At 40.5% G+C, this 15,263-nt stretch carries 14 protein-coding genes; 7 read left to right on the forward strand and 7 right to left on the reverse strand.

Annotated features, from left to right (window positions below; all coding sequences use genetic code 11):
- The first annotated feature begins 32 nt into the window (after nucleotides 1-32).
- Nucleotides 33-782: a nucleotide exchange factor GrpE gene (gene grpE / locus AAGD37_RS01200; protein WP_341760465.1), complete on the forward strand. Its 750-nt coding sequence runs from the start codon at nucleotides 33-35 to the stop codon at nucleotides 780-782.
- On the opposite strand, the gene AAGD37_RS01205 is transcribed toward grpE, so the two are convergent.
- From AAGD37_RS01205 to AAGD37_RS01215, 3 genes are read right to left on the reverse strand one after another with little or no spacing between them, the layout of a single operon-like run.
- Nucleotides 779-2,437: an ABC transporter ATP-binding protein gene (locus tag AAGD37_RS01205; protein WP_341760466.1), complete on the reverse strand. Its 1,659-nt coding sequence runs from the start codon at nucleotides 2,435-2,437 to the stop codon at nucleotides 779-781. The genes grpE and AAGD37_RS01205 overlap by 4 nt on opposite strands.
- A complete protein-coding gene (locus AAGD37_RS01210; RefSeq protein ID WP_341760467.1) occupies nucleotides 2,427-3,353 on the reverse strand; it encodes an ABC transporter permease in 927 nt (308 codons plus the stop codon). The genes AAGD37_RS01205 and AAGD37_RS01210 overlap by 11 nt, the downstream gene beginning before the upstream one ends.
- A complete protein-coding gene (locus AAGD37_RS01215; RefSeq protein WP_341760633.1) occupies nucleotides 3,350-4,330 on the reverse strand; it encodes an ABC transporter permease in 981 nt (326 codons plus the stop codon). Before AAGD37_RS01215 ends, AAGD37_RS01210 begins: the two co-directional genes overlap by 4 nt.
- 169 nt (nucleotides 4,331-4,499) lie before the next feature.
- Here AAGD37_RS01215 and AAGD37_RS01220 point away from each other — a divergent pair, with 169 nt between their 5' ends.
- Both AAGD37_RS01220 and AAGD37_RS01225 read left to right on the forward strand, forming a co-directional pair.
- A complete protein-coding gene (locus AAGD37_RS01220; RefSeq protein WP_341760468.1) occupies nucleotides 4,500-6,110 on the forward strand; it encodes an ABC transporter substrate-binding protein in 1,611 nt (536 codons plus the stop codon).
- A gap of 102 nt (nucleotides 6,111-6,212) precedes the next feature.
- Nucleotides 6,213-6,956, forward strand: a complete 744-nt coding sequence (locus AAGD37_RS01225; RefSeq protein ID WP_341760469.1) for a YebC/PmpR family DNA-binding transcriptional regulator — start codon at nucleotides 6,213-6,215, stop codon at nucleotides 6,954-6,956.
- Here the strand turns inward: AAGD37_RS01225 and AAGD37_RS01230 are convergent.
- On the reverse strand, nucleotides 6,948-8,387 hold the full coding sequence (locus AAGD37_RS01230; protein ID WP_341760470.1) for an aldehyde dehydrogenase family protein: 1,440 nt from the start codon (nucleotides 8,385-8,387) through the stop codon (nucleotides 6,948-6,950). The two genes, AAGD37_RS01225 and AAGD37_RS01230, sit on opposite strands and share 9 nt — an antisense overlap.
- 347 nt (nucleotides 8,388-8,734) lie before the next feature.
- Here AAGD37_RS01230 and ruvC point away from each other — a divergent pair, with 347 nt between their 5' ends.
- From ruvC to ruvB, 3 genes are all read left to right on the forward strand, one after another.
- On the forward strand, nucleotides 8,735-9,223 hold the full coding sequence (gene ruvC, locus AAGD37_RS01235; protein WP_341760471.1) for a crossover junction endodeoxyribonuclease RuvC: 489 nt from the start codon (nucleotides 8,735-8,737) through the stop codon (nucleotides 9,221-9,223).
- A gap of 120 nt (nucleotides 9,224-9,343) precedes the next feature.
- The gene (ruvA, locus tag AAGD37_RS01240; RefSeq protein WP_341760634.1) at nucleotides 9,344-9,961 is read left to right on the forward strand and encodes a Holliday junction branch migration protein RuvA; all 618 of its coding nucleotides are present in this window, start codon (nucleotides 9,344-9,346) and stop codon (nucleotides 9,959-9,961) included.
- Entirely contained in the window at nucleotides 9,958-10,965 is a 1,008-nt protein-coding gene (ruvB, locus tag AAGD37_RS01245; RefSeq protein ID WP_341760472.1) for a Holliday junction branch migration DNA helicase RuvB, read from the forward strand. The genes ruvA and ruvB overlap by 4 nt, the downstream gene beginning before the upstream one ends.
- 215 nt (nucleotides 10,966-11,180) lie before the next feature.
- Here ruvB and AAGD37_RS01250 read toward each other — a convergent pair whose 3' ends face one another.
- On the reverse strand, nucleotides 11,181-12,218 hold the full coding sequence (locus AAGD37_RS01250) for an RluA family pseudouridine synthase (RefSeq protein ID WP_341760473.1): 1,038 nt from the start codon (nucleotides 12,216-12,218) through the stop codon (nucleotides 11,181-11,183).
- 29 nt (nucleotides 12,219-12,247) lie between these two features.
- Here AAGD37_RS01250 and AAGD37_RS01255 point away from each other — a divergent pair, with 29 nt between their 5' ends.
- Nucleotides 12,248-12,592, forward strand: coding sequence for a hypothetical protein (locus AAGD37_RS01255; RefSeq protein WP_341760474.1), 345 nt, complete (start codon nucleotides 12,248-12,250; stop codon nucleotides 12,590-12,592).
- A 223-nt stretch (nucleotides 12,593-12,815) separates the two neighbouring features.
- Here the strand turns inward: AAGD37_RS01255 and AAGD37_RS01260 are convergent, their stop codons facing one another.
- The gene (locus AAGD37_RS01260; protein ID WP_341760475.1) at nucleotides 12,816-13,712 is read right to left on the reverse strand and encodes a LysR family transcriptional regulator; all 897 of its coding nucleotides are present in this window, start codon (nucleotides 13,710-13,712) and stop codon (nucleotides 12,816-12,818) included.
- A gap of 569 nt (nucleotides 13,713-14,281) precedes the next feature.
- Entirely contained in the window at nucleotides 14,282-15,247 is a 966-nt protein-coding gene (locus AAGD37_RS01265) for a mitochondrial fission ELM1 family protein (protein ID WP_341760476.1), read from the reverse strand.
- Nucleotides 15,248-15,263: the final 16 nt, after the last annotated feature.

Here is a 15,263-nt window from a genome sequence, read left to right on the forward strand (position 1 = left end):
TCTAAATATAAATAATTGAGTGGAGTAGTTCCATGTTGGATGATCAGAACGGAGAGAATATCCTTTTTGAGACTGTTAATGCTGAATCAGGAAACATGATGGAACAAGAACAAACTAGGTTTGATTCATCTGATTTGGAAATCAAAAAAGAACAGGTTTTAGAACAAGAACAAACTATTTTCGAATCTGATACAGATCCTGATAATAAGTCATACACCAGCGATTTCACAACTTTTTTAACTCTAATCGAAAATTTGAAGAAAGAAAATGAAGAGTTAAAAGATAAAGCCTTACGCGCTGTTGCTGATACAGAAAATCTGCGCCATCGCTCTAAACGTGAAATTTCTGATGCTCGAGCCTATGCCGTTACTAATTTTTCCCGTGATATTCTGAATGTTTCAGATAATCTTCAGCGTGCTATTCAAGCTGTTCCTGACCAAAAGAGTGAAGAGGTTTCTGATGATTTCAAGGCACTGGTTGAGGGCGTAAAAATGACTCAGCGTGACCTTTTGAAAGTTTTAGTTAATCATGGTATTAAAAAGCTGGAGATAGAGCCTGAAGGGCAGAAGTTTGATCCTAATTTCCATCAAGCGATGTTTGAAATTCCTAATCCTAATGTTCCTCACAATTCAATTGCAGAGGTTATCCAGGATGGGTATATGATTGGTGAGCGTGTGTTGAGGCCTGCAATGGTCGGTGTGGCTAAAGGTGGTTCAAAATTTGAGGATGTTCAATATAAGGACGTATCTCCTGAACTTCAAGAAAAACTACCAGAAACTTAAGAAAAAGGTTGAGATAACCGTGTTGAATGGCGCTTCTTCATAAGATTACTCAGCCAGTTAGGGTCCATTTGAGGGGCTGATGACAGTAATAACTCTGTATAATCTGGGTGGGGTGGTGATAGAATAGCGCTTTTCATGCCCTGCTCAATAACATAACCTTGATGCATCACAACAATTTCATCAGAAATCGCCCTAACGACCGTGATATCATGGGTGATGAATAGGTAGGAAAGACTCAATTCCTTCTGTAAGTAGAGCAACAGCTTGAGAATACCTTCTTGTACGATCTGATCGAGTGCGGACGTGATCTCATCACAGATGATAATTTCAGGATCGGCAGCTAAAGCTCTTGCTATGCAAATACGTTGTTTTTGACCGCCAGACATTTCAGATGGAAGGCGATTAAGGAAGCTTTCATCGAGCTCAATCATCTCGAGTAAATCACGAATCCGCTTATTGTGCTCAATGCGTGTTAAATTATGATAAAATTCGAGGGGCCGTCCGATAATTTCGGCAACCGTCTGTTTAGGATTCATAGCAGTATCTGCTATTTGATAAATCATCTGAATACGACGAAGCTGCTCTGTTGTTCTATCTTTCAAAAGAGGTGGGAGAGTCTCTCCGTCAAATTTTACATAACCGCTCATTGGCGATAAAAGGCCAGTCATAACACGCGCTGTCGTAGATTTTCCTGAACCAGATTCCCCAACAACAGCAACCGTCTTGCCTCGGGGAATAGAAATAGAAACCTTATTTAGAATCTTCAGTGAATTTTCGTAAGCAGCGTCAACGTTCTGAATTGATAGAAGAATATCATCTGATTTCTCTTCAGCTTTTTCAATTGAACGAACTGACCACAGAGATTTAGTGTAGTCTTCCTTTGGTGAGAACAGCATCTCATGTGTTTCTGCCTCTTCTACCTCCATACCATATCGAAGCACTTTAATCTTGTCTGCAATTTGGGCAACAATAGCAAGATCATGGGTGATGTAGATTGCAGCAGTGTTAAAACGATCAACAACATGACGCATTGCCGCAAGAACTTCGACCTGAGTAGTTACATCTAGAGCTGTCGTTGGTTCATCAAAAATAATAAGATCCGGGCGTGGCGATATAGCCATGGCTGTCATAATTCTCTGCAATTGTCCCCCCGAAACCTGATGAGGATAACGGCTACCAATATTTTCAGGATCAGGTAATTGTAAGGATTCATATAACTCAATAGCGTCTAAATAAGCCTCTTTTTTACTTCGGAGATTATGATCAATTGTTACTTCAACGGTTTGTTTAATGAGTCTGTGGACTGGATTAAATGAAGCCATAGCAGACTGAGAAACATAAGAAATTCTGACGCCCCAAAGCTTACGTTTTTCGGTTTCATTTGTTGTTACCAGATTGATCCCATTAAAATTAATGATACCCGATTTAATTTTACAGCCTGGACGTGCAAATCCCATAGCTGCTAACCCAAGCGTTGATTTGCCAGCGCCCGATTCTCCAATTAGCCCTATCACTTCTCCTCGGCACAAAGTTAGATCAACTCCCTTGATGATTTTATGCCATCTTTCATCACTAAACCCATCAACTTCAACATTCCGCATCTCAAGTAGAAGATCACCTTTTCTACCACTACCACGATTAAGATTACTGATCATCGTGTAATCCACTTGTTTTCTGTAGAACCCAGTCAACAACAAAATTAATGGCAATTACCAACAAAGCAATCGTGCCAGCTGGGAGAAGAGGAGTAAGCGCAGAATTAATATCATATTGAGCAAACTGAATCAGGGAAGATGTATCTCTGACCATTGATCCCCAGTCAGCCGTTGGGGGCTGGATTCCCAAGCCCAGGTAAGAAAGAGCAGTCAGAGTTAAAAAGACGAAAGAAAATCTTAAACCGAATTCTGCGATCAGCGTAGGCATAATATTCGGAAGAATTTCTCTTCGCATAACCCATCCGAACCCTTCTCCACGGAGACGGGCCACTTCTACATAGTCAGTCACAACTACATTCATTGAAACGGCACGAGTTAATCGAAAAACACGGGTTGAATCTAGTAATGCTATTATTAAAATTAGGTTCATCGGGGTTGAACCCAAAACAGCCAACAGCATTAACGCAAAAATCAAACTAGGAATAGCCATCAAGACATCAACAAAACGGCTAATTATTTGATCTAACCATCTCCCCATAATGGCAGCTAAAAGACCCCAAAAACCACCAATTACAAAGGATAGGGTCGTTGTCACTAAAGCAAGTCCCATTGTGTTGCGAGCACCATATATCAGACGAGAGAGAATATCACGACCAATCTGATCTGTGCCTAAAATGTGAGTATTATCCCATGGTGAAAAGGATACTGAAAAAATTTCTGTTTCTCCAAAAGGAGCAATGAGCGGCGCACCAATCGCAATAACAATATAAAAGCTGGTAACTATCATGCCAAACCAGGCCGTAAAAGGTGCTTTCTTTAAGTTGAGCCATAGACGTTCGTGCCAAGGCCGCCGTCTTTGTCTTTGGGGATGGCCTAATTTATCATCAGTAGAATATATCTGATATTCCTTCCTCATCTTGGATATAGCAATCTTGGATTTGTGACGATCCCAATAATATCTGCTATTAGGTTCAAAATGATATAGGTTGCTCCTAATATCAGAGCACAAGCCTGTACCACCGGAATATCCCTGTTCGTCACGGCATCTACCATTAGTTGACCGATGCCAGGATAAGCAAAGACGGATTCAACAATAACAACCCCCACAACCAGATAAGCTAAATTAAAGGCAATAACTGATGCGATAGGTGCCCATGCATTAGGGAGGGCATGCCGTAAAATAATCCGTGCCGGCGATTGGCCTTTCAATCGAGCCATCTCTATGTAGGGACTAGCTAATAAACTGATGATGGAAGCGCGTGTCATACGCATCATATGTGCAACGATAACTAAAGTGAGTGTAATAATCGGTAACCCAAGCCTATAGAGTCTCTCCCCTATATCCATGACATCATGTATGTTAGGTAATGAAGGAAAAATTTTCCATATTGAGGCAAAACAGAGTATCAAAATATAGGAAACCAAAAACTCTGGAAGTGAAATCGTGGCAAGTGTAATAATGTTGGCCATACGATCATAGAGAGAATTCCGATACAGCGCAGCTGTAATACCCAAAAACAAGGATAAAGGAACCGCTACAAGTGCGGTAGCAGTCGCAAGAAAAAAAGTATTCCATAATCTTAGTGCAATTAGATCCCAAACAGGGCGAGACCGATCTACTCCGGAGGAAGTACGTCCAGAAAAAGATATGCCAAAGTCACCTTGTATAGCTCTGAATATCCATTCACAATACCGAATGAATGCTGACTTATCTAATCCGAGTTCGATACGAATGATTTCCACTGTCTCTTGAGTGGCTGCTTGACCTAACGTTGCTTGAGCAAAATCTCCAGGCAAAAAAAGCAAAGCACAAAAAATAATTACAGAAACAAAAAATAATGTGATCAAGCCTAAACCTAATCGTTGAAAAATGATTAACAATACCGGATTCAAACTCAACACCGTTTTACGTTTACGACCCAAATCATTTAGGCTATTTTACACCTTGTAATGTTAAGCACAGGAAATGACATTGTAAACAGCTCGGTGAGATTAACGGATATTGCTTGTGGTAGCATTCATATAGCATATGGATTCCAATTGGTTAAGGAGAGATATATCGATGGATTCCTTGAAAGAGATCTTTTGTACTCATCAGTCAGAGAAAATATATAAGGGTGGGGTCAGTCGCAGAAAATTTGTATCATCTTTAGCTGCGACCGTTATGTTAACCCCTTACGCTTTTTCGATAGTTGACAGTGCTTTAGCGATAACACCACGAAAGAAGGGAAAATTTCGCCTCGGCATGGGTCATGGATCAACAACAGATTCTCTTGATCCTGCTACCTATGAAAATGATATGATGGCCCATATAGCTTGTTCATGGGGGAATCAATTGACAGAGATAAACAACAAAGGTCAACTTATTCCTGAACTTGCAGAAAATTTTGAATCGAATGATGGCAAAAAATGGTTCTTTAAATTACGTAAGGGAGTTGAATTTCATAACGGTAAAACGCTTGATTCAAACGATATCATTGCGACCATCAATTATCATCGGGATGAAAGTTCGAAGTCTGCAGCTAAAGGTCATCTTGAATCTATCAAAAGTATCATAAAAGACAGTAAGTATACTGTCTTATTTGAATTGAAAAGTGCCAATGCGGACTTTCCTTATATCCTTTCTGACTATCATTTTGGCATTATGCCTGCTAAAGATGGCATAATCAATCCAACATCAGGTATTGGTACCGGGGGGTATGTACTGCAGACATGGGAACCAGGCATTCGATTCGAAGCCAAACGAAATCTTAATTATTTCAAAGACGATAAAGCCCATTTTGATGAGATTGAAATTCTATCTATTATAGACTTAGGTGCACGTCAAAGTGCGTTGATGAATGGTGATGTTGATGTAGTCGACCGATTAAGTACTCAAACGGTTGGACTCATCACTCTCAATCCAAATATCTCGATTCTTGAAAAAACAGGTACCCTTCATTATGCATTCCCGATGCGTCTGGACAGCGCTCCTTTCAATAATTTCGATCTGCGTATGGCGATAAAACTTTCTGTAAAACGTCAAGAACTTATTGATAAAATTCTCTTTGGTCATGGTACGTTAGGTAACGATATTCCGCTTTCAAAGGCTAATCGTTTCTTAGCAGCTTCTCTCTCACAACGGGAATTTGATCTAGAAAAAGCCGCCATGCACTATAAGAAATCCGGTCATAGTGGAAAAATTCAATTATCTTGTTCAGAGGCTGCTTTCGACGGTGCTGTTGATGCCGCACAACTGATTGCTGCCTCTGCTAAGGAAGTCGGTATGAAGATCGAAGTCGTGAGAGAACCTCAAGACGCTTATTGGTCCAATGTTTGGAACAAAAAGGGCTGGACAGCTTGTTTCTGGAGTGGCCGTCCTACAGCTGATTGGATGTTCACAACTGCCTATGTTGATTCGACTGAATGGAACGATACAGCTTGGAAAAACACCAATGATGCTAAGAAATTTAATAGGCTTGTCAAGGAAGCCCGTAGCGAACTAGATATAGAAAGACGGGCAATTCTTTATCATGAAGCACAGGTCTTATTGCATAATGATGGTGGTGCATTGATACCGATGTTCGCTAATCATATTATGGGTCTTTCTAAGAAAATTGGCCATTCCAAAGATGTTGCAGCAAATTCAAATCTCGATGGTCACAAGGCTTGCGAGCGTTGGTGGTTTGTGTGAAGATTATGATCTTATCCAGTCATTTTAAGAAAGACATGGAGTAGCTATCAGGTTTTTATCTAGAAACCTATTTGCACAGATATCCGGAGTCTCCCCTCATCCATGGCAGGTCATTCGAAATTTAAAAACATCATGCATCGTAAAGGACAGCAGGACGCTTTCCGTTCAAGGATGTTCGCAAAACTTTCAAGAGAAATCTCCATCGCATCAAAAGTGGGAGGAGTCGATCCTAATAGTAATCCACGGCTTCGCTTGGCTATACAAAGTGCGAAAAGTCAGTCTATGCCGAAGGAAAACATTCAAAGAGCTGTTAACAAGGGAGGGGGCAGTAGCTCTGAAGATTATTTTGAAATCCGCTATGAAGGATATGGTCCTGGTGGAGTGGCGATTCTTGTCGAAGCTCTAACAGATAATAGAAATAGATCAGCCGGTAATATACGGACGTATTTTGTGAAACATGGTGGTCAGATGAGCGAAACGGGTTCTGTTGGTTTCATGTTTGATCGAGTCGGTGAAATTCGTTATTCCACTGCTGTGGGGAGTGAAGAAAGAATTATGAAAGCAGTCATGGAAGTTGGTGCTAATGACATGGAAACAAACGAGAAAGAGTACACCATCATCTGTAATTGTGAGCTACTCAGCACGATGTCAATTACCCTCGAAGACATTTTAGGAGAAGCAAAGTCAGTTAGAGTGACCTGGAAGCCGAAGAACCGAGTATCTATTAGTCAAGAAAAAGAAGATCTTTTGATGAAGCTATTTGAGGCCTTACAAGATGATGACGATGTTCAAAACATTTATTCAAACTTCGAAATTGATAAATATCCTTATCCTAATCTAGTCTAGTGTCCAACCACCAATTGATCGAACTTCAAGAAATTCTTCTAATCCCCAAACACCTCCTTCTCGTCCATTACCTGATTGTTTCATACCACCAAAAGGAGAACCAGTGCTGCGACCGCGGCCATTAATCTCTACCATCCCAGATCGCAGTTCACGTGCAACCCGTTGGGCGCGTTGCTGGTCATTTGTCTGTACATAGTTCGTGAGTCCATACTCTGTGTCGTTAGCAATCTTAATAGCTTCTTCTTCACTATCAAAAGGCATGATAGCAAGAACAGGACCAAAAATTTCTTCACGCATGATACGCATATCATTGTTACAGTCAGAAAAGACAGTCGGGCGGGCATAATAACCCCGTTGAAATCCCTCTGGACGACCTAACCCTCCAGAAATCAACCGAGCACCTTCTTCTATACCGACACGTATTAGATCCTGAACTTTATTAAACTGTGATTTAGAAACAAGAGGTCCAATATGTTCTCCTTCCTGAGATGCAGAATTAACTAATGTGGCTTCTGCTGTAGACTTTGCCTGTTCTACAGCTTCATTGTATCGAGATCGTTCAACTAGCATGCGCGTTGGTGCATTGCATGATTGACCTGTATTGTTAAAACAATGAATGACACCTTGACTAACCGCTCTTGGATCGGCATCAGAAAATATCAAATTTGCACCTTTACCACCAAGTTCCAGACTAACTCTTTTGATATTCTCAGCACCAGCAATCGTAATTGCACGACCAGCATGAGTTGACCCTGTGAAGCTGATCATGTCAATTTTCTTATGGGAGGAGAGATGAGTCCCAACGCCTAGACCATCACCATTCAACATATTATAAACACCAGCAGGAACACCCGCTTCGTGCAAAATCTCGGTAAATAACATTGCTGATAAAGGAGCCTGCTCAGAAGGTTTAAGAATCATGGTACAGCCAGCTGCGAGAGCAGGAATCACTTTCAGAGAAATCTGATTCATAGGCCAATTCCAAGGTGTAATCAATCCACAGACGCCAACAGGTTCGTAGATAATCTTATCATTTGTTTTATTGGATGGTAACTTACGTTCGAAATCAAAGCTCTTCAAAACCTCTATAAAAGCCTTGATATGGACGCTGCCAGCTTCTGACTGCTGTGCTTGAGCCATTTCGATAGGAGCCCCCATCTCTTGGCTGATAAGAGAAGCCATTTCCTCTGAACGCTTTATATAAATACCTAAAATATTTTTCAATAAATCAAGGCGCTCAGCTTTTGATGACATGCGCCAAAAAGGAAATGCTGAGTTTGCAGCATCAACAGCAGAATCTGTGTCTAATTGTCCGCCTAAAGAAATAGTGGCGATGACTTCCTCATTTGAAGGATTGATGACATCAAAATCACGACCAGACTGTGGAGAAACCCAGTGACCATTGATATAAAATTTATGAGCATTCTGCATAAGTTCAATAATCCTTAAATTGAAGTCAAATCCCATGCTTTTATGGAGCTTGTAAAGATTCTATACCGACATACCGACCCTAGAGAAATGCATACCTCTGAAGCCTTTCTTTCTGACTTCTCCTCAAATCTTTCTGACTTCTCCTCAAACGGGAGCGCAATCAGTCGGGAGCGCAATCAGTCTTTCATAACTCTAGAGAATAAAGATGTTCTTGTAAAGATTTGGACCTGAAATGCATTCAACGTTCCCTTGTTTTCTAAAAGAAGGAACACTATCTGAAAAAGAAGGTATTCAAAAAAATATTCTCTTTTAAATTCTTGAAATCAAGAAGAAGATCTGAAGATCCAATGAATGAAAACGAAGGTGTCCGTATTGTTGGGATTGATCCTGGTTTGCGTAATACAGGTTGGGGTATTATTGAAAGTCAGGGTCCGTCAATACGTTTTCTGGCATCCGGGACGGTGAAATCTGATCAAAAAAATGATCTTGCTTCAAGGCTTTGTGAGCTTTATGATGGTCTTCTTGAAGTTATTCTTGCTCATCAGCCTGCTGAAGCCGCTGTTGAAAGTATTTTTGTTAACAAAGATGCTGTAGCGACTCTAAAGTTAGGACATGCTCGTGGTATTGCTTTGTTGGTTCCTGCACGAACAGGTTTAACTGTTGCAGAATATGCCCCAACCACAGTGAAAAAGACCGTGATAGGAGGGGGACATGGCACCAAGGAACAGATTAAATTAATGATCACGATGCTTTTGCCAAAGGCCAGTTATGATTCAGATGATGCAGCAGACGCGCTTGCGGTAGCTATTTGCCATTCCCATCATCGTGCATCATGATAATGATAGCGTTCACTTCCGCTTCTTATCAGTTCCAGAACTTAAGTAAGTAATGCTCTTGACAGTTTTTTCTTTTGCTTCCATTTTTCTGAAGATCATCTTCAAGGATTCATGGATAAAGTGATAGGCAAACTCAAAGGAGTGATAGATACTCTGGGAAAGAACTCGATTATATTAGATGTTCAGGGTGTTGGTTATTTAGTTAATTGTTCTCTACGAACTGTTTCCTGCCTTCCTCAATCAGGAAACGTCGTTGTCCTCTCTATCGAAACTCATGTTCGCGAAACTGAAATCAAGCTTTTTGGATTCCTAGACGATCGTGAAAGGGACTGGTTTCGCTTACTACAAAACGTTCAAGGTGTTGGTGCGAAGCTAGCCTTGGCAATATTAGGTACATTGACTCCGGAAGAATTAGATTCAGCTATTTCTTTACAGAACGAAGCCATCGTCTCCCGATCACCAGGTGTTGGCTTAAAGGTTGCTCAAAGGATTGTCGCAGAGCTCAAAGATAAATCTCCTAGACTTTCTGGTGATCTAAGTCTGAAAATTAACTTCAGAAAAAAGATGAACGAAAGCAATACTGATACAACTATAAAAGATTCAGTATCTGCACTGACTCATTTGGGCTATTCTGGCCAGCAGGCGGTTTCAGCTATAAGTGCTGCTCGAATGAAAGTCGGTGATGAGATTGACAGTCCAACTCTTATCCGACTGAGTTTGAAGGAACTAATTTCGTGAAAGAAAAAAGTCGTATTATTTCAGCGAGTCAGTTTGATGAGGACCATGACCAGAACATATCTTTACGTCCTGACTATCTACGCGATTTCACCGGCCAGAAGCAGGTTCGTTACAATCTTTCTATCTTTATTGAAGCGGCTAGAAAGCGCGGTAAAGAGCTCGACCATGTTTTATTTGCTGGACCTCCTGGACTCGGAAAAACTACGCTCGCTCAGATTATGGCCAAAGAATTAGGTGTTAATTTTCATTCTACATCAGGTCCTGTCATTGCTAAGTCCGGTGATTTGGCTGCTTTGCTAACCAATTTAGAGAAAGGTGATGTTCTTTTTATTGACGAAATTCATCGTCTCAATCCTGTAGTCGAGGAGATGTTATATCCAGCTATGGAAGATTTCAAGCTTGATTTAATTATAGGAGAGGGTCCAGCAGCACGTTCAGTAAAAATAGATCTAGCTCGCTTTACCCTTGTTGCCGCAACGACACGGATTGGTCTTCTGACGACTCCCCTTCGTGATCGTTTTGGCATTCCGATTCGGTTACAATTCTATGCTATTGAGGACCTTACAAAAATTGTTAGAAGGGGTGCACGTATTTTGAATATCGATATGGCTTGTGATGGTGCATTGGAGATAGCACGAAGATCAAGGGGTACACCACGCATTGCAGGTCGTTTGCTCCGTCGTGTTCATGATTTTGCTATTGTAGCTGGTTCTGAAAGAGTCACAAAGGATATTGCAACCATTGCACTGAGTCAGTTAGCCATCGATACGATGGGTCTAGATGAATTGGATCGTGTATATCTGAATACTATTGGAATCGACTTTGGTGGAGGACCGGTAGGTATTGAAACAATAGCCGCATCACTTTCGGAACCTCGTGATGCCATTGAAGATATTATTGAACCTTACTTAATCCAGAAAGGCTTTATTCAAAGAACTCCTCGTGGTCGGATTCTTACACCACGCGCTTTAGAACATATGGAGTTACATGGATCCCCAAAATGAATTGGCAAATGAAGGAAACTCTGATGATCAATTCAACTAACATTTATTCAAGAATATCTTCTTGTCGGACAGACGATGAAGAGAACTCCTGCCTAGGATCATAGAAATTAAGAAAGGGAATTCTAAAGAGTTAGACGCTTTGATTAGAGAAGAAATAGGGTCTCCTAAAACTCTTGGAAAATATTTATTGCTTTTTCTCCTGCAGAATCTTTATTTTAGATAGACCATTCAAGAGCAGAAAAAATTGTTTGCATATCATGAGGTATAGAGGCTTGAAACTCACATCTCTTCTTGCTTCTAGGATGCTGAAAACTCAGTGTCTTAGCGTGAAGTGCTGGTCTCCGGAATCTACTAAATAGCGGCTGGAGATGGTCAGATAAACATGATACCTTGTTAGAAAAATGGTTACCATATCCATAATCACCCAATAATGGGTTACCGATATGGGTCATATGAACCCTGATTTGGTGAGTACGTCCGGTCTCAAGTCGGCATTCAACCAATGACATCAAAAAATCACCAGGCCGTTTTGGATGATTCATTCTCTCTTTGACAGAGTAGTGGGTAATGGCATATTTTGCATCAGGTTGACTCTGATTAACAATAGCTCTCTGCAACCGATTATTACTATGACGACCTAAATATGATTTTATTGTACCTTTAATACAAGGTGTCTTTCCCCAAACAATTGCTAAATAAGATCGATCCAAGAAACCTATGCGGCTATGGTCCGCGAATTGTTTCTTTAGATCTACATACGCAACATAGGATTTAGCTATAACTATAGCACCACTTGTGTCTTTGTCTAATCTATGAACAATACCAGGCCTTTTGATCTCACCAATTCCTAACAGTGAGTTGTTGCAATGATACAATAAAGCGTTCACCAGAGTCCCGGACCCATTACCGGGCGCAGGATGAACAACCATTCCCGACGGTTTGTTAATAATAATGAGGTCTTCGTCTTCGTACAAAATGTCAAGAGAAATCTTTTCTGGTTTGGGAATTGCTTCTTGTTCTTTTGGTACAGACAATCGTACTGTATCTCCACACGCAATCTTCGTTCGTGTTCGTCTTGGCTTAACTCCATTAATCGTCACGAAGCCCTTTCTTAGCAAAGTTTGTACACGGGCACGGGATATATGATCTTGAACCTTTTCAGAGATAAACAAATCTATCCGTTTTCCGTTACACTCATGGGGGACAACTAGCACTTCCGTTACTGTGCTTTCATTGTTATTAAACTCATCCATAATATAAGAACATTTCGATAAGCAAGTTCATGACATTAGATCCGCAAGAAAAACCTCTAGCTCCGGAGGTAGAGAAGATACGCAAAAAGATGCTATATTTATTAATAGCGTCTAGTGTTATCATGGTAATCGCTCTTATGGTGATCCTTATTGCGATTATCTACAAAATTAACCAAACAACGTTAGAACTTGAACAGACCAGTGTTACATCTTCTACAATCTCAGTACCAACCAATGCAACCATTCTGAATAGCAGCTTGTCAGGAAATCAGATCATGCTTATCTTAAGGTTACCTAAGGGAAAGCGTATTATCAAAATTTATAAACTAAATGGTCAATTGATCTCTCAACTATGTCTAAAAGGTATTAATTAAAATTATTCTGAGTTGAGAGTCCACATGGAATATCAGTTTCTCTTTTCTTTACTATGGGGAGGTCAGGATGATTTTATCTTATCGTTTTTGGAGGAGAAGAAACAATCAAGAGATATTCCTGATTCATCCTTATGGGTTGAAATAAAAATGATGTAGGATTCAGAATGAGCCTAATAAACAAATTTGATCTCTTTTTTGAGGGATTTAGTATCCTTTTTGTTTCTTAAAAGTGCCAATTTTTAACCTTTTCTAGTAGAAAATCACGGAACGCATTGAGGCGAGCGGAGTGTCGCATTTCTGCAGGATAGGCGAAGTAGGTATCAAAACTAGGAACATCAGTGTCGGTCATCACAGGTATCAACTCTGCATCGTCATCTACGGAGTAATCTGGAAGAAGAGCAATACCTGCCCCTTTCTGTACTGCTCGCTTAATGGCTAGAATTGAATTGATTTTCAACACAGGGTCACGGCTTTGACCGGGTGTCATACCCACCGTCAGAAGCCAGTTTACATCATCAAGATAATGTGGAGCAGCACCTCCCCAGACGATTATTCTGTGATTTTTTAAGTCATCAAATGACTCAGGTCTGCCAAATCTATCGATATAGCTTTGAGTCGCAAAAACATGGAAATGCACCGTGAAAAGTTTACGTTGAATGACGTTCAGTTGTTGTGGTAGCCGCAATCGAATCGCGCAGTCAGCTTGTCTCATACCTAAATCTAGCTCCAGATTATCAAGTTTCAATTCGACCTGAATATCTGGATATTGATCAATAAATTCATGTATTCGAATCGCGAGCCATTCTGAACCGAGGCCAACCGTTGTTGTTACACGCAATGGTCCTTTGGGTTTCCCTGTGAAATCTGTTAATTTACTTGCGACCTTTGTAAGCTTTCCTGTCATCTCTTCTACAGCTTGAAATAGTATGTCACCTTGCTCCGTCAAGAGAAGACCGCGGGCATGACGGTGAAATACCGGTACACCGATTTCACTTTCTAAGGCGCTAATCTGTCGGCTAATTGCCGATTGACTCAGGTTTAAAGTGTCGGATGCATGCGTAAAGCTGCCGGCCTTTGCAACTTTGTAGAATATCCTTAATTTGTCCCAGTCCATCGGCATTTACATTTAAAACTCCCTAAGAAAAGATTTTACATGAGTTATTTTAATTCACCGACCCTGAAGAGGTCTACTTTCAATCGATCAATCGATATTGATCGATGAAAATCAATGACTTTCAATTCAACGGCAAAAGAGCACCAACAAAGATAGGAATGGATCATCAAATCCGTTTCTTTCTCAATTCAAAAGATTCTCTTATTGACATCATCAATTCATAAATGGAAAAGTTTATAGACGACTTCAGGGATTTTTTATCATCGAATCATAACTTTCGAATTTTGTTTTGAAAAGGTTAACTATCTTATTTTTGAAAGGCCTAATGATAGGATATCGATCTCAACTGACTATTATGCTGACAGTGAAGATCTCTTTCTTCCACTGAATTCAGGTCCTTGATTTCAGAATAAAATCTCTTCTAGCTTCAGAAGCCATATCTCTTGGAACTCATTTCTAGCAGACTGAGAGGGGGTATAATGAAGAGGGATCTTCACGTCAAAAGCATAGATCTAAAAAGCATTCCCTAACTGCAGAGAAAAGAAAATCTTATCGTCCACTAGGGTGGTGATAACTCACTCCCCTTCCAATCTTTTCAGCTTATCATGATATCGGTATAATATTTCATTAACAATCATTTGGTGAGAATTGATTGGTCTGTAAGTCCAACTATTGTTCATTTCATTGAGCCATCGCACTGCTCCTGTCTCAATCAATGCTTGATGGAATCCATCGAATTTGGACTTTCGTTTCTTTCTTAATTTTGTGATGTGAACAGGTTTGCCAGTTGATACAGCTTCGCTCATCATATTTACTGAATCGCAGGTGACGATAATTTCCTGACAAAGGCCCAATATACCAAAATAGGGATTCTTCGCTTTCTCATTCCAAACCCAGTGTGGGCTGTTTTCCAATCCCTTTAGAATTTCGTAAAGTTGATCTTTTCCTGTACGACGTGAAGGTGTGATCAAAATACTGGCATTGCGTTTTTTGGCCAGCTGTGCGGTTTCTCGACCAATGATCTTTGCATCATCGAGTGTAAAAGGATAAACTGAATTAGCTCCTCCTAGAATCAAAGCAATATAAGGTGATGGCAGATCTTTGATACGCTTTATTAAATCTATCTGGTCTTGACAAAGTCGTTGTGGGGTTATTCTATGGGGTGTGGTTAGTGTTTTCATGACATTGGGACCTGATATAGAATCATGCGTGTTAACCCAAAGAAAATCAAACCAGCTGGGAGGTGCTTTAGGGTCTTGTAAAATGACTGTGAAGGTTCGCCCTGCTGAACGTTTGCTAATCAGTTTAGCATAGGCCGCTGATTGTCTTCCTGATGTGATCACTATATCGGGCCAAGGTTGACAGATCTCGGAATTTTCTTTTACAGGAAGATAAGGAGCCAGTAGAGATTCGATGTTTCGAGGGAATACGCGTTTTACCACAGGATTTCTGACCAAAGATTCCAGGATTCCAAGGGCTTGCTGTTCGTGTCCTTGCTTGCCCGTTGTAAGGCACCAGCCTGTTAAGGGGCGGTACTTCATTTTATTTTATCTTTTT

It is taken from the genome of Candidatus Endowatersipora endosymbiont of Watersipora subatra, assembly GCF_964026585.1.
In the GTDB taxonomy this organism is placed as follows: domain Bacteria; phylum Pseudomonadota; class Alphaproteobacteria; order Rhizobiales; family Rhizobiaceae; genus Pseudahrensia.